This window comes from Noviherbaspirillum massiliense JC206 (assembly GCF_000312045.1).
Classification (GTDB): Bacteria; Pseudomonadota; Gammaproteobacteria; order Burkholderiales; family Burkholderiaceae_D; genus Noviherbaspirillum; species Noviherbaspirillum massiliense.
In genome coordinates this window covers 1,196,800-1,222,288 of the sequence record NZ_HE978634.1, presented here as the reverse complement: position 1 = coordinate 1,222,288, position 25,489 = coordinate 1,196,800, and the positions used below count along the sequence as shown (strand labels likewise).

Genomic DNA, 25,489 nt, shown 5'->3' with positions numbered 1-25,489 from the left:
GCAAGAAACTCATCCTATAATAATGCCTCTGTTCCCTGATAGCTCAGTCGGTAGAGCGACGGACTGTTAATCCGCAGGTCCCTGGTTCGAGTCCAGGTCGGGGAGCCAAAGAATATTTAGCCCAGCCTTGAGCTGGGCTTTTTATTTTCCGACTTCTGCAGTACAGAAACTGTAGTAGATTTTGGCTTGATTCTGGCAGCCCAATTCCTAATCATCAGAATCAAGCAGCCAATTGATAATCGACTCTTTGTATCCCCTTGCCCCGAATGCTAGGCGGGACAAGCGTTCCAATACTTGGACGAGCTTGTTCTTGTCAGGCAGGTGAGGCGAGTGTGGTTTGGCTTAGTGCATCCGTTTGTATTCAGGGCGAATAAGCGAACGTAGAGTTGTTATGCTCCGAGCTGTGTTGACACCTTTATGAATGAAGATCTGGGCCACAGCATAGCCCTTGGATTTCTTTCATCTCAGGCGTCTTCAATTTCCATCAAAGCGCAGATAAACACTCCTGCAATAAATGCGCTTGTAATCACGCCAAGCAGCAGAATAATTGCCGATACCATGTTGTCCCCTTTGTCAGTTTTCCAGGTGGACTCATTACATCATTGGCAAGAAGAAGAGTATTGACGTGCATCATTTTTCTTAGAGGAATGCATTCTGGTCTTGGCATATCCTCTAAATACTTCTCAGCAAATTCAATAGTTGAGATATAACAATAAGCACCTATTCCTTGCCATTAATATTCTAAACAGTGCATGTAGCGCTGTTTCTTGTCACTGTGAGCGAACCGATTTTTTTAACCGAAAGTTTGAAACAAGGCGTGCAATGGTCTGGTTTCAATAGCTTACGTAGCAGGAAAAGCTTGCAAGACTTTGTAGGGGCAAACTGATTGGGAGCCGTCCGGGACAAGCATATTCGTACGCCGTTGCAGTATTTGTTTCGATTTCCAGTGTTGGCACTGCATTGAGTATTTCAGTTGGATTGGATAGGTGCCAGCAACTCCAAGTGGTCCGCATCAAAAATGCGCTGGCATCACTGGAAAGCGTAAATCATTGACCGCTATGCTCAAGGGGCAGCAAAATTGGCCACCGGTTCCCCCTCGCCTCTCTTCCTGCAGCCTTCCGCGCCTCTCAAAGCACGCATGTTAATAAATTGGTCGCCCATCTTCTTTTGATTTTTGAGTATGCATGGAAAGGAAAGAAGCCTTATTACGATATGAGTGGCGCTTGGAAGCCTGCAAAACCGAGGAGAAGGTTACGTACCCCGGCATTGCTAGCCACACTTCTTTTTTGGGCCGCAGTCGGTCAGGCGATACCAGGCTCGTAGTGCAATATTGCCAAGCAAACACCTATTCGTAATATTGCCGGCGGCAAATTTAGTTGATGAAAATCAATAGATAGCCGCCGGCACTTGATAGAGTGAACTTGTTTCCACTGGGAAACTAGGGAAGAAAGATACCCGACTCCAGCATTTAGAACATGGAGCGGTCAACCGAGCTTCCATATTAGAGATTCTAAGTTGCGGGCCAGGTCAAACCGTTTAATTCAAACAGACTATTGCGGGGCTAACAGGGAGATAGCCATGACAAAAGCTCAGGTAAAAACCTTTGCTGCCAAGGTGACGAATACTTGCGCCTCGCCTGCCATAGAACTTGTCTACGCAGCAACGAGCCTGACATCCATGCGCGCAGCGATTGACAGCGGGGCCGATTGCATACAGTTAAATTGTTTGGCCAGCGAAGGCAACAATAGCCATCCGGACCTCAACTTCACGATTGGTAATATCAGCAAGGCTATTCGTCACGCCCACAATCACGCTTGCAGAGCGGTACTGGCCCTGGAATCAGGCTCCGGCGCGGCCAATTGGATGCAATGTCGCAAACTCGTTGACCAGGCTGTCGAGTCAGGTGCCGACGCACTGGTTCTTTGCGACCCGGCATTGATGCTATATGCGTCGTCCAAATACCCGGCCCTGGATATCCATCTATCCTTGGCCGATGCGATGCTGAGCCCCGATGCAGTTGATTTTTACGCCAAGCATTTCGGCATCAGGAGAATTGTTTTACCTCGTGTGCTGTCCATGCCAAAACTCCAGGAAATCACCAGAAATACCGGAGTGGAATTGGAGATTTTTGGATTCGGCAGCATGTGCATGTTTGTAAGCGGCCGGACTGCACATTCCTATCATTTCCGGAGCAACCAGAACCTTCTCCTCAATGCCAAAGCAGTGGCACCTGCGGAACTATTTATGGACGGTCGCTGCAGCCAAGGGCAAGAAGCGGCCAATGATCACTACTATTCCGCAGATGGAGCACGGGACCTTAATGCCTTGAGGCTGTTGCCCCAACTCGTGCAAACCGGGATTCATGCAATCCGGATCGAAGGTTACGGTCGTGATTCCTACTATGCAGCACAGGTCACCAAAGTGTGGCGCGAAGCGCTCGATGAATGCCTCGCCGGATCCGAAGACTTCTCCTTGAAACCCGCGTGGATTGCCGATCTCGGCAAGCCATACAAGGTCCGCCGCGCGAGCTGACTTCCGGATTCCTGTCCTGTGGCTTTGGCCATGGGCACGCGTCCCCCGCCCTGATACGGTGGCGCCGGATCGGCACTGCATCGTGGCCAGCACTTCAGTTGACCAAACTCAAACAGATACCGGGATCGAGGAACCGTGCCCCTTTTGATTCTGACTCATCGGCACATGTCTGCCACCCAGCTTCGGCGAAACTGAACATTGCAAGCCGAAGGCCAGCGCATCGAAAACTGTCCCAATCAAGACGGGCGGCAGGACAGGTGACCTTGACAAGGCAGGCGTAGAAGCCCTAACCATGCAACATGGGGCGTGCGTTAGAGGCGGCATTGGACCAGTCAAAGCGGACACGGCATGAACGTGTGTCGCAACCTGACTTGATCAGACGTTCCATATACAGTCCTTGCATAATCAGAGTTGCCGGGAATGCAGCTACACATATCTTGAAATGCCGGGAGACGGATCATGAATACCAGCACGGTTTATTGGAAAACGCGCCAGCCACTCTGCTTCGCCCCAGATCAAACGGCTCATGCTCAAACCTGATCGCCCGGCCGCTTTTCTTTCGCCACTAACAGGGAAAAAGACCAGAACCCTTCAGAATCCCTGAATCGTTACCTTGTCGAGAATCATGATGCCCACCCAACTGGCCTCCCCCCTTGCAGATTCCGCGGAAGCCGTCACCGCACTTTCCCGGTTTGCCGTCGACAAGGTAGGCGCTTCCTTGACCGCGGTAATACAGTCTGCGCTGGATGGGGTCATCATTGCGGATGTAAGACGGCGCATCGTCCTGGTTAACCAGAAAGCCGAAAGCATGTTCGGCTATCCTGCGAAGCAGTTGCTGGAGAAATCGATCGATGCATTATTGTCGCCGCGCATGAGTGCAGAGCAGAGACGGCGACTGGAACGGATCGCCAATACCAGAAAAAGCGGAAAAAGAGCCAGGTTCGGGCTAAGAGCCCTACATGCAAGCGGCGAAGAATTTTCGGTCGACGCAGACTTTTCGCGGGTAACCACGAAAGGAGAAATGTTTCTAGTGATGATGCTGCGTCACCCATCGGGGCCCATGGCCTTCGACAGGCAGCCGCGCTCCTTGAGATCCTCTGAACTGCGCAAGCTCGCCGTATCTTCACAGCAAACAAACGAAGCCGAGAAAAGGCGATTTTCAAAAGAACTCTATGATGATATTGGACAGCGACTGAGTGTTCTCAAGCTGGATCTGGACTGGCTTGAGAGCAGCCTCGCGGAACCCACCGAAGACTTGCCCACGCGGGTCGCACAGATGCAGGAGTTGCTCGACAAAGTGATCATGTTGACGAGAAACCTGGCCTCCGCTCTGCGTCCGCCCCTACTGGATGATTTTGGCCTGATGCCTGCAGTCAGATGGATGGCCGACGACTTCCAGAAACGAACATCAGTGTCATGCAGGATCATTGACCATGGCATGCCCGACCGCCTTGCGGAGCCAATCGAATCTGCCGTATTCCGGGTAATCCAGGAAAGCTTGATCAATATCGAAAGACATGCGAAAGCGAACAATGTCCGAATTACTTTTGGTCAAAATATGCAGTGCCTGGAGCTGCTGATCGAGGATGATGGCGTCGGCATGGCGCATGGTAGTCTCAGCAAACCAGGGTGTCGTGGATTGCTTGCAATGCAGGAACGGATTTTCATTTTGGGAGGTACAATTACGATCCAAAATACGGAGCCCCGTGGCCTTGCAGTCCACACCTCCATCCCGATCGACCCAATTACATTCAGCAATCAGGTTTTATGATTCGTATTGTCATCGCCGACGACCACACCATCATGCGCGAAGGATTGAAGCGGATTCTCGATGGAGCCGAGGATATCGCAGTCGTCGGTGAAGCAGTCGACGGCTTTGAAGCCTTGGCCCATGTTCGGAAAGGCGGATTTGATCTGCTGATGCTGGACCTGTCGATGCCCGGTCGTAGCGGTGTTGAACTGATACGCCAGATCAAGGATGAAGTACCCAAGCTTCCTATTCTTGTGCTGACCATGCACGATGAAGAGCAATATGCAGTGCGCGCCATTCGTGCCGGCGCCCGTGGCTACCTCACGAAAGAAAGCGCGGGTACGCAACTGGTGAGCGCAATCCGCAAGGTGGCGTCCGGACGCCCCTATATCAGCCAGGAAGTAGCTGAACAGCTGGCGATGGAAGTCATGCCTGCCCATGAAGAGCTGCCGCACAAGCAGCTGTCGAACCGCGAATTCGAAGTGTTTACGCTGCTGGTGGGTGGCAAGTCGATTACCGAGATCGCAGATCTTCTGCACTTGAGCGCCAAGACAGTCAGCACCCACAAGACGCGCGTGCTTCAAAAGATGGGAATGAACTCCCTAGCTGAAATGGTCCAGTACGCCGTGCAAAACCGGTTGATTGCCTCATTCAAGAATTAAGTCGGTGCCGATGAGCGGACGAACAGTGTCGCCTGCTCTGTCCGAACGCCAGCTCGTCCAGCCAGGCATTCAGGACATAACCTCTTCAGTCTCCACCAGCGTGCAGTTGCCTTAATGCATGTATAGACCAAGCGGTCGTCTTTGACCGGATGGTGCAAAAGCATGCGAAAAATACCGCATTGTCCCGTCTGGATATAAGGAAACGGTAATTTCGATTGTAGGAATATTCCTACATGTTCCAGCCTTTGCCTACAAGGCTAATCAGCGCCCCCCGATAGCAATCACACAACTTCATTGCCATACTGATCACCTGTATTGAGGAATGACAGGAAGGCAACATGCCCCGGTTCTAATCATTACAGTCCTTGTAAAGATTTCCAATAATCAAAACAAGACGCAAAAACGATGATGGCTGCATCCAGTGCGGTCATTTTTGAATTTATGGATTAATCGATTGGAGATGGCCATGTTGTCTACGCAAACGTCTGAAATCCGCTCGGAGATTTCTTCATCGGCTTTGCATTCTTCTAACGTGGAAGCCGGGTGGCAGCGCCAGGGAAAACTTTGGTCGAATCTGAAAGAACTGTGCGACGTACTGCGGATTCCTTTTTCTCCGGCCCATACTGACGATGAGCTGCTGTTTCAGCATGTGCAGTTCAAGACCGGCCAGCGTATCCACACCATCGGACAACCTTTCGACACCCTGTACGTCGTCCACTCCGGTTTTCTGAAAACGGTATTGATCGACGAATTCGGCAATGAGCAGGTTCTCAGTTTCCCGATGAAAGGCGATTTGTTTGGCGTTGACGGCATCCATACCAAGCGTTATGCCTCTGAAGCGGTTGCCCTCTCGAATTGCGACCTGATTCTGCTCCCCTTCAAGAAACTGACCGCTCTAGGCCGCTCGCATGTCGAGTTTGAGCACGCGATTTATAGCGTGATGAGCCGCGAGCTGGTTCGCGAGCAGGCAATGGTAAGCATGCTGGGAGCGCTCAGCGCCGAAGCTCGAGTGGCGCGCTTCCTGGTGAACCTGTCGGAGCGCTATGCCGAAATGGGGTATTCCAGCAAGCTGTTCAACTTGCGGATGACCCGTCATGAAATCGGCAGCTACCTCGGACTGACACTGGAAACAGTCAGCCGCACCCTGTCGGCATTCAATGAAATCGGGCTGATCACGGTGGACCAGCGCTCCATCGGCATCAAGGATCTGGAAGCACTGAGAACCCTCCGTCGTTTGCCTCCCTCAAGTTCTCGTGCCAAACAGGTTGGTAAGGCATCCAAGCAGGCAACCACACCTTCTTCGGATCGTCCCGCCTCGGATTGGGGACAATTGGCAACAGCCTAAATGCGTGCTCTCCACGCGAGAGCACGACTTTCAGGAAGCTGCCCGAACAGAGTCCACATCAACTCTGCTCGGGCATTTTTTTATGCGCCGACCATAACAGATATCTAGTATGGACAATGCTTGGGAATCACAGTTCAGGCGCAAGCTGCGCGCACAAGTGGGATGAATTCTGGAGCGAACCGGAACATCCCGCTTCACAAGATGGAAAGCGTTAATTCCTGCTGAGCGCATATGGATTGCATCCTGGAATGCAAGTTAAATGCAGGAGACCGGGCGAAACGGATTGCGAACCCGTCGGTGGCATCGGTGTCTATAGAATCAGGAGGACGATACGTGAGGGAAATAGAGACGTCCTCGTACTGGTAATGTCATACCGTCTCGCGCAAGCAAGCCATCGAAACAGGTATGCAGTCGGTAGTACCAAGGGCCTCGTCTTCCATGCAAGGAAGCATGGCGATGCTGGGATCGCGCAGGAGGACTCGGGTCGGTCAGTAAGCAACTCATTTCCCAGAAGGATGCTCGGCGGTCTTTCAAATTACGCGATGGATCATGCAGTTCAAGACCTACATTTCCTACTCTCCTGTAAAGCCGGGATCGGTATTTGCAGTCTTTTATTTCGAGAAAGGGAACGACGTCTACGGCTGGCACGTTGAGGCAAGAAGCCATTATTTTTCGGCCGCCTTCTTCATGATCGACCATTTCTACGCCAATCACCCCTCACGCCTGTATCGAAGCATCGAAGACGATGTCTATGGCCCTTGGGCCATAGATTACCCGCCGATGAAAAATGAGATTCGGTGCCCAGTCCCGGAATCGATAGGCCATGAGCTGGAACGGATGCAATCGATGTTCGTTGAAGAATGGCTGTTTTTCAAGAACGATCCCGGGGTTGACCCTGAATTGGCTACGTATGAATCGCAAGGCTTGCCAGTGCACGCGGTAGGCATCAAGGCAAAGCGGCTTCCTCGTCTGGACAAGAACCACTCCTCGTGGATTTATGCCACGCCGGGCATGAATTCGAATGTCGTGGAGCTGCTGAGAAAGTATTGGCGGCTCAGCGACAAGCTGCCGGTACGATAGCAGGCTCACGTCGTCCCGATTACCGCATATCCGCAATGCGGACGCTACTTTGTCTTCCAGGCGCGCATCAGGCGCCGGGTTCGCCGCACTCTTTCAGCGGCCGAATTGAAACCGCCAGACCTGCGTCAACGATATTGGCAGAATTGGCAAGCACGGTGCTTCTCTCCTTCCCCTGGAATCCCTGTATTACGCTGCCCAATTTATCGTTCCAGGCAGCGGTTTGACCGCTACCAGCGGTTATAATATTTCGCCCGCCAGCAGCAAGTGACGAGCAATTGCGTAGGGGCTTATGCGACTGACGCAAGCCCCCGCACTATCGGGCCGCCTTTCATGCGGCCCGTTTTCGTTTCCCGAAGGCGCCTTTACTTTTCAACTACAATTCGACCGCGTGCCGACAGGCTTCGACAAGGGCGCATAGCGCACTGATACCAGCCAAGCCCGACGCACATACCGACAGATTTATGCCCCGACACTCGTCCAGCAAGCCGATTGAAATCAAGATTTCCACCGTAGTGGCTGTAGCTGTCATCCTGCGCGAATCCGACTCTGCACTACTGGATGCGGCGATGAAGCAGATCACCGGCGGAGTGCCGGATTATTTTGAAAACGAGTTTGCGGTGATCGACGTCGGCGCGCTCGATGCCCAGGCGCCTGCCCTGGACTGGGCCGTGATCCTCGAGCTGCTCCGGACCTATCGCCTGAATCCCGTGGCAGTACGCAATGCCTCGCCTGAAATGGAGCCCGACATTCTTGCGCGCGGCTTGAGCCTGGACACGGTAGCCGCGCCTCGCCATGAGCCTCCGCGGGAAGAAACACCAGCTCCAGCCCGCATCGAAGCGGCTCCTGCGCAGCTTGCGGCAGCAGCGAATGCCCTGATCATCGACACTCCAGTCCGGGCCGGCCAGCGCATCTACGCGCGCGGCGGCGACCTGGTCGTAACCGCAATCGTCAATAGTGGCGCCGAGCTGATTGCGGACGGCAGCATTCATGTCTATGCGCCTTTGCGCGGACGCGCGCTGGCCGGCGCCAGCGGAAATGCCGGAGCCCGCATTTTCACCATGAGCATGGAAGCCGAGCTGGTATCGATCGCCGGCATCTACCGCACGTTCGACAATGCCTTGCCGGCCGGGGTGGCAAAAAAACCAGCGCAGGTTCGGCTTGCCGGTGACCGGATAGACGTGTTATCAATAGACAATTGACAATTAGTTACTCGTATTTTCTATAAGGAGCCTGTTTGTGGCAAAAATCATTGTTGTGACGTCCGGTAAAGGAGGCGTGGGAAAAACCACTTCGAGCGCCAGCTTTGCGACCGGCCTGGCCCTGCGCGGGCACAAGACTGCAGTGATCGACTTTGACGTCGGACTGCGCAATCTCGACCTGATCATGGGCTGCGAGCGTCGCGTGGTATATGACCTGATCAATGTCATCAACAATGAAGCCACGCTGAACCAGGCGCTTATCAAGGACAAGCATTGCGAAAACCTGTTCGTGCTCCCGGCTTCTCAGACGCGCGACAAGGATGCGCTGACCGAGGCAGGCGTCGAGCGCGTGCTGAACGAACTGGTCAAGATGGGTTTCGAATATATCGTCTGCGACTCCCCGGCTGGCATCGAGCACGGTGCGGTCATGGCCCTGACTTTCGCGGATGAGGCAATTGTCGTCACCAATCCGGAAATATCCTCGGTACGCGACTCGGACCGCATTCTCGGCATCATCCAGGCCAAGTCGCGCCGTGCGCAGAATGGCGGCGAGCCAGTGAAGGAGCATCTGCTGATCACCCGCTACATGCCTAAACGCGTCGAAGCCGGAGAAATGCTTTCCTATACCGACGTGCATGAAATCCTGCGCATTCCGCTCATCGGCATCATTCCGGAATCGGAATCGGTGCTGCATGCCTCCAACCAAGGCACGCCAGCCATCCATATGACGGGCACCGATGTCTCCGAAGCGTATCAGGACGTAGTCGCACGATTCCTCGGCCAGGAAACGCCGTTGCGTTTTACAACCTACGAAAAGCCCGGGCTGCTCCAGCGTATCTTTAAGGGTAGGTAAACATGGCGCTACTTTCATTCCTCTTCAATAACAAGCCGAAGAGCGCGAGCGCTGCCAAGGAGCGCCTTCAGGTCATCATTGCGCGCGAGCGTAACGGCCGCGGCGGGCCGGATTTCCTGCCGGCGCTGCACAAGGAACTGATTGCGGTCATTTCAAAGTACGCGAAGGTGGATGCGTCGGACATCAAGATTTCCCTTGATCGCCAGGGCAATCTGGAAATACTCGATGTGAACGTCGTACTGCCGGACGCGGTGTCGGCAAAGTAGAATTATGGGATTTTGAGCAGGCGGCATTCCTGTCGCCAGTTAAACCGTGACGGAATGCCGGAACGGAGATGAGAGACAGGAAGCCCTGCCGAGATCGTGCAAGCAGAAAGCTCCCTGCAAAAAAGATTAGGCGGCGGATCTTTCCGGATCAGGGCTTCGTTCCAGGCCTTAATGCAGCTGGTGCTTCAAGTCCGACAATTCGCGATGCGCTTGCATGACGGCGGTTTTCAGGTCGTTCTGCACATTCCCGGCCCTCTCGCATGCATCCTTGGCGCGATCACCCAACTGTTCCAGATCGTCCACGCATTGCCGGATCTGGTTTTCATCCTGCGACTGCATCATGCTCTTCGCCTGCGTGGTTTTCTGATCCAGCTGCTGAATGCAGTCCTTCAGATCCATCGGCACGCCGCTCGCCGACTGGCAGGCCTGGGCAGCCTGATGAATGGTGTTCTCAACATGGGAAAATCGCTGTTGGACTTCGTTTGGCGATAGCATGGTGAACTCCTTGTCAAGTTTTTACGGGACCTGTTTGATGAAAGATGCGGCAATCGAGTTCCGGCGACCACGACCAGGGCCGATTGATAAAAGAAATCGGCAGCATCAAGCAATAGTAGCGTCCTGCAGCAGGCTTGCCGAAAGGAAGTGCTGCTCCGGGCTCTCTTTCGTATAATTCATTAATATCTTGGCCGTTTCGACAAGCAGCAGCACCAGTGTCCGCGGCCCGAAACTTCGCCAAGCTGCCGCAGTCTAATTTTTTGTCATTGGAGTCGTCATGTTCCAAGTCGTCAGGAGCCAGGAGGTCAGCATGAAAAAGACCGGTTTGGCATTCCTCGTCTTCTTGTCCCTTGGCCTGCTTGCAAGCAGTTCAGCATGGGCGCATCGCGTGCATAGTCACGTGGGCTTTTATGTCGGCGTACCGACAGGATACTGGGCTTATCCTCCGCCAGCCTATTACGTTTATCCGCCGGCAGTCACCGTACAATCGACGCCGCCCGTGTATGTCGAGCAAAGCCCGGGCCCGCAAGCAAACGAACCAGAGCCCGGCAACTGGTGGTATTACTGCCAGGATGCCAAGGGCTATTATCCCTATGTCAAAGAATGCCCTCGTGGATGGCAGAAAGTTGTGCCTGCACCGCCGGACGCGCGTTGAATAAACATGAAAACTGACAAGCTCTACACACTGTCCGCACTAGCGTTTGCTCTCGTCCTTTGTGCATGCACGACGGCGCCGCCGAACGAGCCGAGCGTGCTGGTCCTTCCAGGAACCGGCAAAAGCTTCGAGCAGTTCCGTGCAGACAACGAGGTTTGCAAGCAATTTGCCTTTGAACAGGTCGGTGGCAACTCGCCGAACAATGTTGCCGTCGATAGCGGCGTGCGCAGCGCTGCCGTTGGCACGCTGCTGGGCGCAGCGGCCGGAGCTGCAATCAACGGAGGCCGTGGCGCATCCGTTGGGGCCGGGACCGGCCTGGCGTTCGGTGGACTTGCCGGCGCGGGCGCAGGGGAAACCTCGTCATCGCGTCTGCAGCAGCGTTACGACTTTGGCTATCAGCAATGCATGTATGCGAAAGGCCATCGGGTCCCCATGACTGGCAGCTTCCGCAACGAATTCCTGAACAGCCAGCGCGAACGGTCAGCGTATCCGCCGCCCCCGCCTCCGCCAGGACCGGTCCTGCGCTAGCTAATATCGGCGCCTTCCAGCCTCGATGCAGGGCCGCAGCCCTGACTGGTTGACCTTTCTACCGGCTGCCTGCATCAACCAGCGGTGCAACTACATGCCGTCGCTGTAGTCATAGCACACCTGAAGCTGCGCCCACATAAGTCTGTCCCCCTGTTCTCCACACCGCAGTGGAACATCGCCGGAAGGCGTTTCCGGTACAATCCGCCCGCATATGACCGCTCCCAAAAACCTGTTTTCCTATCCCCGTTATCGGCCTGATTACCAAGCCCCGGCACCGTTTCTGCCCATGTCGCGCGCGGAAATGGACAAGCTGGGCTGGGATTCGTGTGATGTCATTTTGGTCACCGGGGACGCCTATATCGACCATCCGAGTTTCGGCATGGCCCTGATAGGCCGCTTGCTGGAAAGACAGGGATTCCGCGTCGGGATCATCAGCCAGCCTGACTGGCAATCAGCCGAACCGTTTCGTGCTCTGGGCAAGCCAAATCTCTACTTTGGCATCACGGCCGGCAACATGGATTCGATGATCAATCGTTACACCTCCGACCGCAAGATCCGGTCGGAAGACGCGTATACCCCAAACGGCGAACCCAACAAGCGCCCGGATCGCGCCCTTACCGTCTATGCTCAGCGCGCCCGGGAAGCCTACCCCGGCGTCAATATCGTTATCGGCAGCATCGAAGCGAGTCTGCGCCGCATCGCCCATTACGATTACTGGTCGGACAAGGTGCGCCGTTCCGTGCTACTCGACTCCAAAGCCGACATTTTGTTGTTCGGGAATGCAGAGCGTGCGCTGGTGGAACTTACGCAGCGTATAGCGGCTGGCGAATCGATCAAGACCATCCGCGATCTGCGCGGCACGGCATTTGTTGTGCCGGCCGATTGGAAGCCGGCGGAGGGCTGGGCCGAAGCAAATTCCACCCGCATCGATACCCCGGGGCGGGTCGAGCCGCATCCCGATCCGTACGAAATGAAGTCGAAGGAGCCGGCAAGCTGCGGCTCGGACAATCAGGCGGCCGGCAAGCCGATCGAGCAACCGGTGCGCATCATGAGCCGGGAAGAACGCCAGGCGGCACTGAAGGAGCAGCGCAACAAGACCGTGGTGCGTCTGCCCTCATACGACGAGGTCAAGGACGACCCGGTCATGTATGCCCACGCATCCCGCGTCTTCCATCTGGAATCGAATCCCGGAAACGCACGGGCGCTGGTGCAGGCGCATGGCGACCGTGATGTCTGGCTCAATCCGCCGCCCCTGCCGTTGGCGATGGAGGAAATGGATGGGGTCTACGACGCGTCCTATGCGCGTGCGCCGCACCCGAGCTATGGCAAGGCGCGCATTCCCGCGTGGGAGATGATCCGCTTCTCGGTGAATATCATGCGCGGCTGCTTCGGCGGCTGCACCTTCTGCTCGATCACCGAACACGAAGGCCGCATCATCCAGAGTCGTTCCGAGCCCTCGATCCTGCGTGAGATCGAACTCATCCGCGACAAGACCAAGGGTTTCACCGGCACCATTTCGGACCTGGGCGGACCGACTGCCAACATGTACCGGCTGGCATGCAAGGACAAGAAGATCGAAGAAAGCTGCCGACGCCTGTCCTGCGTCTATCCGACCATCTGCTCCAACCTGAACACCGATCACAGCAAGCTGATCCAGCTTTATCGCAAGGCGCGCGCCATTCCCGGCATCAAGAAGATCCTGGTCAGTTCCGGCTTGCGCTATGACCTCGCGGTACGTTCACCCGAGTATGTGAAGGAACTGGTGACGCATCATGTGGGCGGCCTGCTCAAGATTGCGCCCGAGCATTCGGAAGATGGCCCGCTTTCGAAAATGATGAAGCCCGGCATGGGCGCGTATTACAAGTTCAAGGAATTGTTCGAGAAGTATTCGAAGGAAGCGGGCAAGGAGCAATACCTGATTCCCTACTTCATCGCCGCCCACCCCGGCACCACCGATGAAGACATGCTGAATCTGGCGCTCTGGCTGAAGCAAAACAATTTCCGCCTGGACCAGGTGCAAACCTTCCTGCCTACGCCGATGGCGCTGGCCACTGCGATGTACCATGGCCGCAAGAATCCCTTGCACAAGGTGACGGCGGACTCGGAGACGGTGGATACGCCGCGCACCGGAAAAATCCGCCGCCTGCACAAGGCATTACTGCGCTATCACGATCCGGAGAACTGGGACATCATCCGCGAAGCGCTCCACCGCATGGGCCGCTCGGACCTGATCGGCAACGGTCCTGGCCACCTGGTGCCGCGCTACTCCCCGCCTCCGGGGCTGGCAGCGTCTGAACGGCGTCGCGAAACGCCGAGCCCGGAACAGCTGGCCAAAAAATTCGGGCAGAACAGGCCTCGACCCGGCGCCGCAGTGGAGCGCAAGCCGTATCCAGTCAAGACAACGACGCGATCAGGCAGGCAAAAGCCGGGCAGAAAATAAGAGGCGGAAAAATCGCATGTTCCAGTCGGAACGCCCATGAGTCATTTTGCAATTCTGGCGGCTAGCTGCCAGAATGACGAGTGCGGACCATGCATGGTGCATGACCTGCCCTTCCGGAGACAGCAAAATGAGAACTCTTGCCGACCAGCTGAGCCAATACGCGGAATACCATCGCGATCGCCGCAATATCCTTACCCACTTCATCGGGATTCCCATGATCGTGTTCGGCATCGCGACACTGCTTAGCCGCCCTGGCTTCGACTACATGGGAATGCAGGTGACTCCTGCGCTGCTGGTGACCCTCGCCTCGGTGCTTTACTACCTGGTCCTGGATCTTCGTTATGGCGTGGTCATGGCACTGCTGATGGGATTGGCAGTGTGGGGCGGCCAAGCGATTGCAGCACAATCCACGATAGTATGGCTCTCGGCTGGTATCGGGCTGTTCGTGATCGGCTGGATCTTCCAGTTTGTCGGCCACTACTACGAAGGCAGAAAACCGGCATTCGTCGACGACCTCGTCGGCCTGATCATCGGCCCCCTGTTCGTCGTGGCGGAAGCCGGATTTGCCCTGGGTATGCGTGCCGACCTTTGCCGCCAAATCGAAGAGCGTGCCGGCCCGACGCGTAGTGCTCAGCTTCGGACACAGTGACGCAATCGCCTCTCAAAGAAAAAAGCCTGCTCGCCTTGCGGCGGCAGGCAAATCCAACTTAGGAGGAGTTGGTGGAGATAGGGAATGAAGCATGACCAATATAGCAATGCCCCACTCCTGCATCCATCCGGGTTACAAACATTTACCCCATGCAAGGCGTCGATACACATGCAACAAGGCTGAGTGGGCGCCTTTTGCAGCCAGACCAACAATGCTAAAAACGGCACGGCAACATGCCGCCTCTTTCCATTCAGAATGAAGACTTCAGAGCAAAGCTCCGCGATTGCAACTGCTGATGCATTGCTTCACAAACGCCGGAAAATCACTGCCCGCAGCACCATTCTCAGTGCGCTCGTCAATACCCTCATCTCCGCCATTCAGATCCTGGTCGGCCTGCTTGCCTCCTCGCAGGCGCTGGTCGCCGACGGCATCCATTCCCTGTCCGACCTGGTAGGTGATGCAGTCATCCTGCTGGCCAATCACGGCAGCCACAAGCAGCCCGACGAGGACCACAACTACGGGCATGCCCGCTATGAAAACGCTGCTTCGCTCGCTCTCGGCATGATCCTTGGCGTCGTCGGCGCCGGCGTACTCTGGAGCGCAATGAACAAGTTGCAGAACCCGAATGCAATCCCGCCAGTCGGGCGGACCGCGTTATGGGCGGCCGTGGTCATTGTTGCTGCCAAGGAAGGCCTGTTTCGCTATCTGCTGAAAGCGGCGAAACAAACTGGTTCAAGCATGCTGATTGCCAACGCCTGGCATGCGCGCTCGGATGCGGCTTCCTCGCTGATCGTGTTGTTCGGCATCCTCGGCACCCGAATGGGTTATCCGGTGCTCGATCCGATTGCCGCAATGGCGGTCGGCATCCTCATTGTGCGCATGGGATGGAGCGTGGGCTGGAAGGCATTGAACGATTTGATGGACCATGCCTTGCCACCGGAACAGGTGGAAAGCATACGCCTCACTCTGGCCGAAACCCCGGGCGTGCTGGGCGTGCATGAGCTGCGTACGCGGCTGATGGGCGACCACGCGCTGGTCGATGCCCATTTGTCGGTGGATCCGCACATCAGCGTCAGCGAAGGCCACTACATCGCGCACCTCGCACGCAGCCGCGTGATGCAACAGCATCAGGTCCTGGATGCGCAGATTCATATCGATCCGCTGGAACAGTCAACGACCGACGCCGAAATACGCCTGCCCTTGCGCGACGAACTGTCCGCCGTCCTCGACCCGATCCTGCAAAAGGAAGCAGGTCTGCAGTGGAGCATGTTCCTGCATTATCTGAACAACCGGCTGGAGATAGAAATCGCGTCGGACAAGCCGCTTTCCGGCGCTGCCTGGATGCATATGCAGCAGGCGGTACAGGCTCGCTTCGGCCAGCAGGTTTCACTGTCCCCGCTGGCGCTGCGGGAACGTGGAATGCCGCGGCCGGCATCGTAGCGATATTCACGCACCGGGCAGCGCCAGTGCAAAGGAATCAAATATGAATTCTCTACCGGCATGGGCAGCATATGCCCTCGGATCCGCATTTTTTGCGGCGCTGACGGCGCTGTTCGGCAAATTCGGCGTGGCCCAGCTCAATTCGAACTATGCGACCTTCATCCGTACCCTAGTGATCCTGTGCGTGACTGCCGCCCTTGTCTCCGCGCGTGGCGAATGGGAGAAGCCGCAGGCGGTGAGCGCTTCCAGCTGGGTCTTCCTGGTGCTGTCCGGGATGGCAACCGGCCTGTCCTGGCTGTGCTATTACCGCGCGCTGCAGCTCGGCCCGGTTTCCAAGGTCGCGCCGGTCGACAAGCTGAGCGTGGCGCTCGCCATCATCCTCGGCGTCGCATTCGCCGGCGAGGCCCTGAGCTGGAAACTTGCCCTGGGCGGTCTGCTGATCGTCGCCGGCTCCATCGTCATCATTTTCGCCTGATCCCCAGCCGCGCGTTCCGCAAGCCGGCTGCCTGCCCTTTCCTCGCGCCCGCGTCTGCTGGCACCTGTTCCAGCCACTTCCCCCGCTAGTGTTGTTTTAACACCCGACATACGCCGGTAGCGGCGCCCGGCAACCCCTTCCGCTGAAAAGCCTTGCAATCCCATAATAATTAGAGAATAATGGAAATGCGAATTGTTCTCATTCATTCAGGAGTGTTCTGTGAAAAGCGGCGGGGCTGACATCGACAGCGTACTTTCAGCCTTGAAAGGCAGCGATGCCCCTTCCGCCCGGCCGGAAGCTTCCGCGTACGGCGACGTGGTACGGATCGAAAGCAAGGACTTGTTCCGGGGTAGCCGGGAAGTGCAGATCGCGCATGAAGGACGGATTTACCGCCTGCGCCTGACCCAGCTGAACAAGCTCATCCTGACCGCCTGAACTGAATGGCTTTGTTAACTTATGAAAATCACAGGGTAAGTGCATGATTGTCTGCGTTTGCTACAACGTATCCGACCGCAAGATCCGCCAGGAGGTGGACGCCGGCCTGACCTCGATGTCCGAGCTGCGCAACAAGCTCGGCGTCGGCACCTGCTGTGGCAAATGCAATGCCTGCGCGAAGCAAGTCCTGCGCGAATGCCTGGAGGAAGCAAGCGGCAACGAACTCCTGCAACTCCGGGGCGCAGTCGCCGCCTGAAAACCGCGATGCGGACAAGGACTTCCTCTGCCCTCCTCCCCCGGCTGAGCTCGCAGCCGCTCAAGCGCGTCTGGCCGCTCGCCACCATCGTGCTGCTGCATGCCGGCATCTTCTATGCCTTGCAACAGAGCCTGCTGCGCCATTCCGCACCGGCCAGCCGAACCGCCGTTCCGCGCGAAGTCTTTGCCACCTTCATTACGCCCGAACCGGCAGCCGAAGCGCGGAAACCGCAAGCGGCTCCACCCAAGCCGCAGCCCGCCCCGCCCAAACCGGCGCCGGCTCCGAAGAAGCCAGCCGAGAAAGCGGCCCCCAAGCCGGTCGAACGTCCCGCCCCGCTACCTGCCGACAAGGCGCCCGTACCGAAATCCGTCAGCACACCACCGACTACTGCACCCGCACCTGCCGAGCCGGTCGCTCCGGCCGCCTCCGCCGCGCCGGCTCCTGCGTCCGCGGCTCCCGCAGTCCCGGCACAGCCCCGAGTCTTCTCATCCGGCATCGAATACATCCAGCCGCCGCAGCCCGACTATCCGCCGATGGCCCGGCGCATGGGCGAAGAAGGCAGGGCCGTGCTGCGCGTGCTCGTCAACGAGAAGGGCCGCCCGGAACAGGTGGAGGTCCAGCAGTCTTCCGGCTCGGCCCGTCTCGACGAGGCCGCCCGCCAGGCAGCGATGCGCGCCCTGTTCAAGCCCTTCATCGAAAACGGCAGGCCAATTGCAGCCTACGCCATCGTGCCGATCAGATTCAAACTCAATAATTAATGTTCAAGGACTCATCATGGAAGCTAGCCCCTACGGATTGGAAAGCCTCTGGACCCAGGGCGACCTGGTCACCAAGGCTGTCGCACTGCTGCTGGTCACGATGTCGATCGCGTCCTGGTATGTGATCGTCACCAAGGCGGCGCAATTGTGGCGTTTCGGTCGCGCCGGGAAGGCAGCCGGACGCGAATTCTGGGATACCACCAGCGTCACCGAAGGCCTGTCGACACTGGGCAAGGACAATCCCTTTGCCGATATCGCACAGGCAGGCGTGAGCGCGATGCTGCACCATAACGCGCACAAGGGCCATCTTCACGACCAGCTCTCGGTAAGCGACTGGGTCACGCTGTCGCTGCGCCAGGCCATCGACGAAGCTTCCGGCAAGCTGCAGACCGGCATGGCGGTACTGGCTTCGGTCGGTTCCAGCGCGCCCTTCGTCGGCCTGTTCGGCACCGTCTGGGGCATCTACCATGCGCTGGTTTCGATCGGCACCACGGGCCAGGCCAGCATCGACCGGGTTGCCGGCCCGGTGGGCGAAGCCCTGATCATGACGGCGCTCGGGCTGGCGGTCGCGATTCCCGCCACCTTCGGCTACAACGCGCTGGTGCGCGGGAACAAGGCGACCATCGCCAAGCTGAACAAGTTCGGATTCGATCTGCATGCATTGTTCGTGACCGGCGCGCGGGCGGAATCGGTCGGCCATGAGGGCACGGCAAAACTCGTTTCGATCCGGGGTGCGTGATGGCGATGGGATCCCTGTCCGATTCCGAGGACGATTTCAACCCGGAGATCAACACCACGCCGCTGGTCGACGTGATGCTGGTGCTGCTGATCATTTTCATCATCACGATTCCCGTGATGAATCACAGCGTCAATATCGATCTGCCGCGCGCCAGCAGCCAGCCGGAGCTGAACAAGCCGGAAAACATCAATCTTTCGATCGATGCCCAGGGCCAGATGTACTGGAACAAGGAATTGGTCGGCCTCGAACAACTGCATGAGCGCATTGCCGAGGCGGCAAAGAAAAATCCGCAGCCGGAATTGCATCTGCGGGCAGAACGCACCACGCAATATGAAAAAGTGGCGCAAGTCATGGCTGCCGCGCAGTCCGGCGGCCTGGGCAAGATCGGCTTCGTCACCGACCCGAAAGGCAATTGAGCTTTTGCACGATGTGGCCCGATCGCCCAGCCATCAAGGCCAGAGATGAAGCAGCCTCTGCGCGTTGACCGGACGCATCCAGCAGATTGAAAACCAGTTTCACCAAACCAGTACCAAGCGACAGCCAGCCATGGAGCATGCGTTCCCAGCCAGCCATCGACTCTTCATTTTGAAAGGAGCCTTATGGCAATCAAGAAAACCCGGCTGGCCTTGCTGACAGCGCTGGCCGTCCAGCAATTATCCCATTCCGCCTTCGCGCAAACCGCTTCGACACAATCCGAAACCAGCGAACCCGCGGCCAGCCAGACCGCCGCGGAACAGCTGCCCGAAGTCGAGGTAAGCGGCGAGAAGGCTCGCAACGATTACGCCACGATACGTTCGAGCGTCGGCGCAAAAACGCCCACGGCCATCCAGGACATCCCGCAATCGATCACCATCGTCAACCGAGCGGTCATGGATGCGCAGGGCGCTGCTTCGCTGTCGGATGCCTTGCGCACCGTACCCGGCATCACCATCGGCGGCGCTGAAGGCGGCCAGATCGGGAACAACATCAACCTGCGCGGCTTCACCGCGCGCACCGACATTTTCCTCGATGGCATGCGCGACCGCGGCCAGTATTACCGCGACACGTTTTTCCTGGAGTCGGTCGAGGTGCTCAAGGGCCCGTCGTCGATGCTGTTCGGCCGCGGCTCCACCGGCGGCGTGGTCAACCAGGTCAGCAAGGCGCCGACACTCCGGGAACAAAACGAAATCAGTGCCACGGTCGGTACCCATGACTACTACCGCGCGACTGCCGACTTCAACAAGCCGCTGTCGGATACTTCCGCCTTCCGCCTGAACCTGGCCGGACAGGACGTGCAGTCGACGCGCGACGTCCTCAACAATGAAGACTATGCCCTCGCCCCTTCCCTGCGACTGGGCATCGGCACGCCGACCGAAATCACCCTGTCGGCCCTGGTAGCCCATAACCGCGACATGCCCGATTACGGATTCCTGGCCGTGAACGGCCGGCCGCTGAACGTATCCAGGAGCAAATTCTACGGACTGACAGACGACCGCACGATCCAGGATGTCGCCACCGTGAGCGGACGCATCGAGCACAAGGTCAGCCCGAACCTCACCTTGCGCAATCAGACGCAGGTCAGCCGTTACACCACGGACGTGCGAGAAACCTATCCGAATGCCGTCGGAACTCTGAGCGGCAGCACATTCACGCCGTTGTTGGCAGCCACCGGCAATGCCACCAGCCTGCCGCTGAGCGACTTGTATCTCCGGCTTGCCAGCCACGACCGCAAGATTACCGACAAGTCGGTGTACAACCAGACCGATGTCATTGGCAAATTCGAGACAGGCGGCATCAAGCATACGGCGATCGCAGGCATTGAAGTCGGAAGGGACATCTACGAAAACCAGACCACGAGCCGCAACAACCTGCCGATTCTGTCCGTGGTCGACCCGGCATATGTCTCCACGCCGGCAAACTCCGTAACCAGCAACGGCAACCTTGCCAAGTCGAACGCGACGACTGTTGCCGTCTACGGCAATGACACGCTGGAACTGAACAAGCACTGGAAACTGGTGGGCGGATTGCGCTGGGATCGCTTCGATGCGGAACTGAGCAACACGGTCAGCACCGCGACGCCGCCGCTGTACTCCGCCGAGCAGACCGTGCACTTCACCAGCGTGCGCGGCGGCGTGATTTACCAGCCGACCGAGACGCAATCCTATTATGCGTCGTACGGCACCTCGTTCAATCCGTCACTGGAGCAGCTCACCGTCACTGCCGGGCAGCAGAACCTCGATCCGGAAAAGAACCGCTCCTACGAAGTCGGCGGCAAGTGGGATCTGCTCGGCGGGAATCTGTCGCTCACATCCGCCCTGTTCGAAATCAACAAGACCAACGCCCGCACGCAGGTCGACGCCGGTGTCTACGAACTGGATGGCGAAGTGCGGGTCAGGGGCTTCGAGGTGGGCCTTGCAGGCCGCATCACGCCCCGCTGGCAAGTGTTCGGCGGCTACACGCGCCTGAATGCCGAGATCGTCGAGGCATCGGCGCGTGACGCCACCAAAGGCAAGGTGCCGGCCAACACGCCGCGCAATTCCGCATCGCTCTGGTCCACCTACAACGTCACGCCGGAATGGGAGGCAGGCGGCGGCTTCACTTACCTGTCGGAGCGCTTTGCCAACAACACGAATCTCGTGTCCGCGGGTGGCTTTACCCGCTGGGATGCGACGATCGCCTACCACCAGCCGAAGTACGACGTGCGCCTGAATCTGCTCAATCTGACGGACAAGGAATACTTCGATTCCCTCGTCCCGTCCGATGGCGGGCGCGCAGTGCCGGGCATTGGGCGCACCGCGCTGCTGACGGTCTCCTACCGGTTCTGAAACTGAAAGGTCGCATCCCATGCTCTTGCACATTCCACAGGTATTGAATCCCGAACAGGTGCAATTCATGCGCCGCAAGCTCGATACCGCCGGCGAGGCATGGGTTGACGGCCGCATGACCGCAGGCCACCAGGGGGCGAGCGTCAAGCGCAACATGCAGATCGCCGAGAACAGCCCGCTTGCGCGGGAACTCGGTGACATGATCCTGGCTGCGCTCGAGCGCAACCCCCTGTTCATCAGCGCCACGCTACCGAACCGCGTATATCCGCCGATGTTCAATCGTTACGAAGGCGGCATGCATTTCGGCAGTCATGTCGATGGCGCCGTGCGGCTCATTCCGGGCACGGGAGAAAAAATCCGCACCGATGTGTCGGCAACCCTGTTTCTGGCTGCGCCGGAAGAATACGACGGCGGCGAACTGCTGGTCGAAGACACCTACGGCGCGCATTCGGTAAAGCTCGCCGCCGGCGACATGGTGGTCTATCCCGCGACCAGTCTGCACCGGGTAGCACCGGTCACGCGCGGCACCCGCCTTGCGAGCTTCTTCTGGGTGCAGAGCCTGGTGGCCGACGATGCCCAGCGCACGCTGCTGTTCGAACTCGACACCGCGATTCAGCGCCTTACCGCAAGCAATGCAGACGAAGCGGCGCGCGTTCATTTGACCGGCTGCTATCACAACCTGCTGCGAATGTGGAGCAAGCCATGATCAATTTCCAGAAAATCCAAACAATATGAACCTTACCCAACGCGATGCACTTTACCCTGAACGCGAAACAATGCCGGCCGAACGTGCGGCCGACAACAAGCGTTCCCGCCGCGCCATTTTTTTGAAATGGTTGCGCAAGATGCACGGCTGGATCGGCCTCTGGGGCGCCGTGCTGGGTCTGCTGTTCGGCAGCACGGGCGTCCTGCTCAATCACCGCGCCGTCATGAAGATTCCGGCCGCGCATGCCCAGGAATCGACTCTGCAGCTGCCTCTGCCGGATCCGACGCCCGCCGATGCAACCGAAATGGTCGAATGGCTGCAGCGCGAACTTGGCTTCGATCGCCCGGCTTCACGCGTGCGCAGCGAACCTGCCCGTCCGGTTGCCTGGGGCGACAAGTCGCTGAAGCAGCCGGCGCGCTGGTCCGCAATGTTCAGTTCGGCGCGGATGAACGCACAGGTGGAATACTGGGTCGGCAACAATTTTGTCAGCGTCAAGCGCAGCGACAACAATGTGTTCGCGACGCTGAACAATCTTCACAAGGGTGTGGGCGGAAGCATTGCCTGGATTCTTCTGGTCGATACCCTGGCCGGCAGCATCATCCTGCTGTCGATTACCGGCGTGCTGCTGTGGGCAATGATGAACCGGCGCCGGATGCTGGGTGCCGGTATCGGTTTCGCAGGGCTTGCGGCGACGGTTATCCTGGCCATGCAAGCGATGTGACGCGGCGTCGGCATCGCATCGAATAAAGTCACCGGACCTGGCTGGCGCGCGAACAATCAACTATGTCGCGCGCCAGCGGTCGTGAAGAACTCATGCTTCCGGCCTGGTCTGCCATGCGGCGATGCCGACACCTTCGGCAAGCTCACGATCCACTGACACTTCCCGCAAGCGTGTTCCTGCCGCTATAGCGAGTTCCACGAGCTGGAAAGGGAAAGAAAGTAGGGTGCGCCGTGCGCACCGGGATTGCTTGGTGCGCACGGCGCACCCTACTTCCCCATTGCAAATTGACATTCGCTCTGGCCATGAACGGGCGTGCCACCTGTTTCCAGGTCCGGTCCCGCTTCCGTACGGTTGCAATTCTGCGAGTCAGGCCGGATGCGATGGGAAGACTCTGTTTGACAAGCGCAGCGAATGGCCTTGATGGTGGCCAAGGAGAATACGCGTACTGGACAACTTGGGGAGACGCCAAGCACCGCAAGTCGAAAGTGACGCCGCACAGCAGCGTTGCAGGCAGAGCCTAGCGCCGTGCAGTCCGCTTCAGGGCTTCCGGGGAGATGCTGAACTGCCTGGCAGACGAAGCAGAATTGGCAGTACCGCAACCACCGCATGTGCCGCAGCCGTCGCCACATCCCGCACTGCCGCCAGCCTTCGCCTCGATTTTCTCGGCGAGGCGGCCAAGACCAATGCGCCGCGCGCTGCGAGCTGTCCAGCCGTTCAGAGCCTGCCTGACGGGAGCCGGGGCATAGCGCCTTGCCACCGCAAAGGCGGCAAAGGCGACGATGATTCCAACGATTACTTCCTGCATCATGCTCCTCCTAGCCAAGCAGCAGCCGGCTGATCTGGTAGGTTGCCAGTGAAGCCAGGTACGCCAGCGTGAACATATACACCACCATTGCCAGTACCGGCTTCCAGGAATTGGTCTCCCGCCTGACGATGGAAAGCGTCGAAATGCACTGCGGCGCGAACACGTACCAGGCGAGCAGCGACAAGGCGGTCGGCAGGCTCCAGGTCGCGGCGATCATGGGCGTCAAAGTGGTCGCAAGCTGATCCTCGGTCGCGGCCGAGAGCGCGTACACCGTGCCGAGTGCACCTACCGCCACTTCACGAGCAGCCAGGCCGGGAACCAGGGCGATCGAGATTTGCCAGTTGAAGCCGATCGGCGCGAACACGGTTTGCAACATCCGTCCGAGATGACCCGCGAAGCTGTACTCGATGGCCGGGCCCGTGGCGCCTGGCGGAGGCGACGGGAAGGTCGACAGGAACCAGAGCAGGATCATCATTGCGAGAATGATCGTGCCGACCCGGGTAATGAAGACTTTTGCACGCTCCCACAGTCCGAGGGCAAGGTTGCGTGGACTCGGCCAGTGGTAGTTCGGCAATTCAAGCATCAGCGGCTGGTACTGACCCTTGGCCAAGGTACGCTTGAAGACATAGGCCACCAGCATGGCGGACACGATGCCGGCAACATACAGAGTAAACAGCACCAGCCCCTGCAGGTTGAAGATGCCGACCGAGCGCTCCGGGATGAAGGCCCCGATGATCAGGGCATACACCGGCAGCCGCGCGGAGCAGGTCATGAGCGGCGCGATCATGATGGTCGCCAGCCGGTCACGCGGATTCTGAATGGTGCGGGTGGCCATGATGCCGGGGACGGCGCAGGCGAAGCTCGACAGCAGCGGAATGAATGCGCGGCCCGAGAGTCCGACACTGCCCATCAGGCGATCGAGCAGGAAGGCCGCACGCGGCAGGTAGCCCGATTCCTCGAGCGCCAGGATGAACAGGAACAGGATCAGGATCTGCGGCAGGAATACCAGCACGCTGCCCGCGCCGGCGATGATGCCGTCGACCAGGAGGCTGCGCAGCACGCCATCAGGCATGACACTCTGCACCGTGTTGCCGAGCCATTTCACGGCGTTCTCGATCAGTCCCATCGGGACTTCCGACCAGCTGAAAACCGCCTGGAAGATCAGGAACAGCAGCGCGGCGAGGATCACGTAGCCGAATACCGGGTGCAGCACGACGGCATCGACCTTGTCTTCGAGCTCCTGCCCCTTGCCTTCCTGCGTGATGACCGCGTCCAGAATGCGGCGCACCTCGCGCTGGGTTGCTTCCAGCGACGTGGCGTTGGTTTCATTGAAATCTGCCGCACCCCGTGCCGTTGCGTTCCCCTGACCAGCCATCTCCATCGCGTCGAGCTGCGCGACCAGCGCGGCTCCGCCACCGGACTTGATGGCGACGGTTTCGATGACCGGGATACCGAGCTCGGCCTGCAGGCGGGCGGTATCGATGATGAGGCCACGCTTGCGGGCGACATCCATCATGTTGAGAGCCAGCACCGTAGGACGATTGAGGCGCAGGATTTCCAGCACCAGACGAAGATTCAGGCGCAGGTTGGTCGCATCGGCAACCAGCACGATCACGTCCGGCGGCATTTCATCGCGCCGGCTGCCGATCAGCACATCGCGGGTGATCGCCTCGTCCGGCGTCATCGCATTCAGGCTGTAGGCACCCGGCAGATCGAGAATCTGGTAAGCGCGGCCGGACGTCGATACGAACTGGCCTTCCTTGCGCTCGACGGTCACGCCGGCATAGTTGGCAACTTTTTGACGGGCGCCGGTGAGGCGGTTGAACAAGGCAGTCTTGCCGCAGTTGGGATTGCCAACCAGCGCGAGACGCAAGGGTCTGGATGTGTTCATGGACG

General features: G+C 58.0%; 26 protein-coding genes and 1 tRNA gene. 24 read left to right on the top strand and 3 right to left on the bottom strand.

Annotation, left to right across the window (positions count from 1 at the left end; genetic code table 11):
- Positions 1 to 32: 32 nt before the first annotated feature.
- The 10 genes from HGHM_RS06150 to minE all read left to right on the top strand — a co-directional run bounded on the left by HGHM_RS06150 (position 33) and on the right by minE (position 9,687).
- Positions 33 to 108: transfer RNA gene (locus HGHM_RS06150), tRNA-Asn, on the top strand.
- A 309-nt stretch (positions 109 to 417) separates the two neighbouring features.
- A complete protein-coding gene (locus tag HGHM_RS23105) occupies positions 418 to 624 on the top strand; it encodes a hypothetical protein (protein ID WP_148415404.1) in 207 nt (68 codons plus the stop codon).
- Between the two features lie 954 nt (positions 625 to 1,578).
- On the top strand, positions 1,579 to 2,532 hold the full coding sequence (locus tag HGHM_RS06140; RefSeq protein ID WP_019140637.1) for a peptidase U32 family protein: 954 nt from the start codon (positions 1,579 to 1,581) through the stop codon (positions 2,530 to 2,532).
- 625 nt (positions 2,533 to 3,157) lie between these two features.
- Positions 3,158 to 4,303, top strand: a complete 1,146-nt coding sequence (locus HGHM_RS06135) for a PAS domain-containing sensor histidine kinase (protein ID WP_019140636.1) — start codon at positions 3,158 to 3,160, stop codon at positions 4,301 to 4,303.
- Complete coding sequence (locus HGHM_RS06130) at positions 4,300 to 4,944, top strand: response regulator (RefSeq protein ID WP_019140635.1); 645 nt, start codon at positions 4,300 to 4,302, stop codon at positions 4,942 to 4,944. Before HGHM_RS06135 ends, HGHM_RS06130 begins: the two co-directional genes overlap by 4 nt.
- 532 nt (positions 4,945 to 5,476) lie before the next feature.
- Positions 5,477 to 6,289, top strand: a complete 813-nt coding sequence (locus HGHM_RS06125) for a Crp/Fnr family transcriptional regulator (protein ID WP_019140634.1) — start codon at positions 5,477 to 5,479, stop codon at positions 6,287 to 6,289.
- Positions 6,290 to 6,838: 549 nt separating this feature from the next.
- A complete protein-coding gene (locus tag HGHM_RS20830) occupies positions 6,839 to 7,369 on the top strand; it encodes a hypothetical protein (RefSeq protein WP_019140633.1) in 531 nt (176 codons plus the stop codon).
- A gap of 461 nt (positions 7,370 to 7,830) precedes the next feature.
- On the top strand, positions 7,831 to 8,568 hold the full coding sequence (minC, locus tag HGHM_RS06115) for a septum site-determining protein MinC (RefSeq protein ID WP_019140632.1): 738 nt from the start codon (positions 7,831 to 7,833) through the stop codon (positions 8,566 to 8,568).
- A 37-nt stretch (positions 8,569 to 8,605) separates the two neighbouring features.
- The gene (minD, locus tag HGHM_RS06110) at positions 8,606 to 9,421 is read left to right on the top strand and encodes a septum site-determining protein MinD (protein ID WP_026075743.1); all 816 of its coding nucleotides are present in this window, start codon (positions 8,606 to 8,608) and stop codon (positions 9,419 to 9,421) included.
- A 2-nt stretch (positions 9,422 to 9,423) separates the two neighbouring features.
- Entirely contained in the window at positions 9,424 to 9,687 is a 264-nt protein-coding gene (gene minE / locus HGHM_RS06105; protein ID WP_019140630.1) for a cell division topological specificity factor MinE, read from the top strand.
- A gap of 168 nt (positions 9,688 to 9,855) precedes the next feature.
- On the opposite strand, the gene HGHM_RS06100 is transcribed toward minE, so the two are convergent.
- Complete coding sequence (locus tag HGHM_RS06100; protein ID WP_019140629.1) at positions 9,856 to 10,182, bottom strand: hypothetical protein; 327 nt, start codon at positions 10,180 to 10,182, stop codon at positions 9,856 to 9,858.
- Positions 10,183 to 10,492: 310 nt separating this feature from the next.
- Between HGHM_RS06100 and HGHM_RS06095 the strand changes: the two genes are divergently transcribed.
- The 14 genes from HGHM_RS06095 (at position 10,493) to HGHM_RS06030 (ending at position 22,788) form a co-directional block, all read left to right on the top strand.
- Complete coding sequence (locus tag HGHM_RS06095) at positions 10,493 to 10,837, top strand: hypothetical protein (RefSeq protein ID WP_026075742.1); 345 nt, start codon at positions 10,493 to 10,495, stop codon at positions 10,835 to 10,837.
- Positions 10,838 to 10,843: 6 nt separating this feature from the next.
- The gene (locus HGHM_RS06090; RefSeq protein ID WP_019140627.1) at positions 10,844 to 11,365 is read left to right on the top strand and encodes a glycine zipper family protein; all 522 of its coding nucleotides are present in this window, start codon (positions 10,844 to 10,846) and stop codon (positions 11,363 to 11,365) included.
- 211 nt (positions 11,366 to 11,576) lie between these two features.
- The gene (locus HGHM_RS06085; RefSeq protein ID WP_019140626.1) at positions 11,577 to 13,805 is read left to right on the top strand and encodes a YgiQ family radical SAM protein; all 2,229 of its coding nucleotides are present in this window, start codon (positions 11,577 to 11,579) and stop codon (positions 13,803 to 13,805) included.
- A 127-nt stretch (positions 13,806 to 13,932) separates the two neighbouring features.
- Positions 13,933 to 14,454 carry an Mpo1 family 2-hydroxy fatty acid dioxygenase gene (locus tag HGHM_RS06080; RefSeq protein ID WP_026075741.1) on the top strand — a complete coding sequence of 174 codons (522 nt, stop codon included), beginning with the start codon at positions 13,933 to 13,935 and terminating at the stop codon, positions 14,452 to 14,454.
- Positions 14,455 to 14,709: 255 nt separating this feature from the next.
- Positions 14,710 to 15,894 (top strand): cation diffusion facilitator family transporter, encoded by a 1,185-nt coding sequence (locus HGHM_RS06075; protein WP_019140624.1) that lies wholly within the window; start codon positions 14,710 to 14,712, stop codon positions 15,892 to 15,894.
- A gap of 43 nt (positions 15,895 to 15,937) precedes the next feature.
- Positions 15,938 to 16,369: an EamA family transporter gene (locus HGHM_RS06070; RefSeq protein WP_019140623.1), complete on the top strand. Its 432-nt coding sequence runs from the start codon at positions 15,938 to 15,940 to the stop codon at positions 16,367 to 16,369.
- 219 nt (positions 16,370 to 16,588) lie between these two features.
- Positions 16,589 to 16,804, top strand: coding sequence for a hemin uptake protein HemP (hemP, locus tag HGHM_RS20825; RefSeq protein ID WP_019140622.1), 216 nt, complete (start codon positions 16,589 to 16,591; stop codon positions 16,802 to 16,804).
- Positions 16,805 to 16,847: 43 nt separating this feature from the next.
- Positions 16,848 to 17,060: a (2Fe-2S)-binding protein gene (locus HGHM_RS06060; protein ID WP_019140621.1), complete on the top strand. Its 213-nt coding sequence runs from the start codon at positions 16,848 to 16,850 to the stop codon at positions 17,058 to 17,060.
- 8 nt (positions 17,061 to 17,068) lie between these two features.
- Entirely contained in the window at positions 17,069 to 17,818 is a 750-nt protein-coding gene (locus tag HGHM_RS06055; RefSeq protein WP_019140620.1) for an energy transducer TonB, read from the top strand.
- A gap of 16 nt (positions 17,819 to 17,834) precedes the next feature.
- Positions 17,835 to 18,557, top strand: a complete 723-nt coding sequence (locus tag HGHM_RS06050; RefSeq protein WP_019140619.1) for a MotA/TolQ/ExbB proton channel family protein — start codon at positions 17,835 to 17,837, stop codon at positions 18,555 to 18,557.
- Positions 18,557 to 18,973: an ExbD/TolR family protein gene (locus HGHM_RS06045; RefSeq protein ID WP_019140618.1), complete on the top strand. Its 417-nt coding sequence runs from the start codon at positions 18,557 to 18,559 to the stop codon at positions 18,971 to 18,973. Before HGHM_RS06050 ends, HGHM_RS06045 begins: the two co-directional genes overlap by 1 nt.
- A gap of 183 nt (positions 18,974 to 19,156) precedes the next feature.
- Positions 19,157 to 21,361, top strand: a complete 2,205-nt coding sequence (locus tag HGHM_RS06040; protein WP_019140617.1) for a TonB-dependent receptor — start codon at positions 19,157 to 19,159, stop codon at positions 21,359 to 21,361.
- A gap of 19 nt (positions 21,362 to 21,380) precedes the next feature.
- Positions 21,381 to 22,067, top strand: a complete 687-nt coding sequence (locus HGHM_RS06035) for a Fe2+-dependent dioxygenase (protein ID WP_019140616.1) — start codon at positions 21,381 to 21,383, stop codon at positions 22,065 to 22,067.
- Between the two features lie 25 nt (positions 22,068 to 22,092).
- Positions 22,093 to 22,788, top strand: coding sequence for a PepSY-associated TM helix domain-containing protein (locus HGHM_RS06030; protein WP_019140615.1), 696 nt, complete (start codon positions 22,093 to 22,095; stop codon positions 22,786 to 22,788).
- Between the two features lie 517 nt (positions 22,789 to 23,305).
- On the opposite strand, the gene HGHM_RS06025 is transcribed toward HGHM_RS06030, so the two are convergent.
- Both HGHM_RS06025 and feoB read right to left on the bottom strand, forming a co-directional pair.
- A complete protein-coding gene (locus HGHM_RS06025) occupies positions 23,306 to 23,596 on the bottom strand; it encodes a DUF6587 family protein (protein WP_019140614.1) in 291 nt (96 codons plus the stop codon).
- 7 nt (positions 23,597 to 23,603) lie between these two features.
- On the bottom strand, positions 23,604 to 25,484 hold the full coding sequence (feoB, locus tag HGHM_RS06020) for a ferrous iron transport protein B (protein WP_026075740.1): 1,881 nt from the start codon (positions 25,482 to 25,484) through the stop codon (positions 23,604 to 23,606).
- Between the last annotated feature and the right edge of the window lie 5 nt (positions 25,485 to 25,489).

Bases quoted from the DNA above. Each gene is read 5' to 3' on its own strand.
- HGHM_RS23105 (WP_148415404.1), top strand. From the start codon at position 418: ATGAATGAAGATCTGGGCCACAGCATAGCCCTTGGATTTCTTTCATCT.
- HGHM_RS06140 (WP_019140637.1), top strand. From the start codon at position 1,579: ATGACAAAAGCTCAGGTAAAAACCTTTGCTGCCAAGGTGACGAATACT.
- HGHM_RS06135 (WP_019140636.1), top strand. From the start codon at position 3,158: ATGATGCCCACCCAACTGGCCTCCCCCCTTGCAGATTCCGCGGAAGCC.
- HGHM_RS06130 (WP_019140635.1), top strand. From the start codon at position 4,300: ATGATTCGTATTGTCATCGCCGACGACCACACCATCATGCGCGAAGGA.
- HGHM_RS20830 (WP_019140633.1), top strand. From the start codon at position 6,839: ATGCAGTTCAAGACCTACATTTCCTACTCTCCTGTAAAGCCGGGATCG.
- minC (WP_019140632.1), top strand. From the start codon at position 7,831: ATGCCCCGACACTCGTCCAGCAAGCCGATTGAAATCAAGATTTCCACC.
- minE (WP_019140630.1), top strand. From the start codon at position 9,424: ATGGCGCTACTTTCATTCCTCTTCAATAACAAGCCGAAGAGCGCGAGC.
- HGHM_RS06100 (WP_019140629.1), bottom strand. From the start codon at position 10,182: ATGCTATCGCCAAACGAAGTCCAACAGCGATTTTCCCATGTTGAGAAC.
- HGHM_RS06095 (WP_026075742.1), top strand. From the start codon at position 10,493: ATGAAAAAGACCGGTTTGGCATTCCTCGTCTTCTTGTCCCTTGGCCTG.
- HGHM_RS06090 (WP_019140627.1), top strand. From the start codon at position 10,844: ATGAAAACTGACAAGCTCTACACACTGTCCGCACTAGCGTTTGCTCTC.
- HGHM_RS06085 (WP_019140626.1), top strand. From the start codon at position 11,577: ATGACCGCTCCCAAAAACCTGTTTTCCTATCCCCGTTATCGGCCTGAT.
- HGHM_RS06080 (WP_026075741.1), top strand. From the start codon at position 13,933: ATGAGAACTCTTGCCGACCAGCTGAGCCAATACGCGGAATACCATCGC.
- HGHM_RS06075 (WP_019140624.1), top strand. From the start codon at position 14,710: ATGAAGACTTCAGAGCAAAGCTCCGCGATTGCAACTGCTGATGCATTG.
- HGHM_RS06070 (WP_019140623.1), top strand. From the start codon at position 15,938: ATGAATTCTCTACCGGCATGGGCAGCATATGCCCTCGGATCCGCATTT.
- HGHM_RS06060 (WP_019140621.1), top strand. From the start codon at position 16,848: ATGATTGTCTGCGTTTGCTACAACGTATCCGACCGCAAGATCCGCCAG.
- HGHM_RS06055 (WP_019140620.1), top strand. From the start codon at position 17,069: ATGCGGACAAGGACTTCCTCTGCCCTCCTCCCCCGGCTGAGCTCGCAG.
- HGHM_RS06050 (WP_019140619.1), top strand. From the start codon at position 17,835: ATGGAAGCTAGCCCCTACGGATTGGAAAGCCTCTGGACCCAGGGCGAC.
- HGHM_RS06045 (WP_019140618.1), top strand. From the start codon at position 18,557: ATGGCGATGGGATCCCTGTCCGATTCCGAGGACGATTTCAACCCGGAG.
- HGHM_RS06040 (WP_019140617.1), top strand. From the start codon at position 19,157: ATGGCAATCAAGAAAACCCGGCTGGCCTTGCTGACAGCGCTGGCCGTC.
- HGHM_RS06035 (WP_019140616.1), top strand. From the start codon at position 21,381: ATGCTCTTGCACATTCCACAGGTATTGAATCCCGAACAGGTGCAATTC.
- HGHM_RS06030 (WP_019140615.1), top strand. From the start codon at position 22,093: ATGAACCTTACCCAACGCGATGCACTTTACCCTGAACGCGAAACAATG.
- HGHM_RS06025 (WP_019140614.1), bottom strand. From the start codon at position 23,596: ATGATGCAGGAAGTAATCGTTGGAATCATCGTCGCCTTTGCCGCCTTT.
- feoB (WP_026075740.1), bottom strand. From the start codon at position 25,484: ATGAACACATCCAGACCCTTGCGTCTCGCGCTGGTTGGCAATCCCAAC.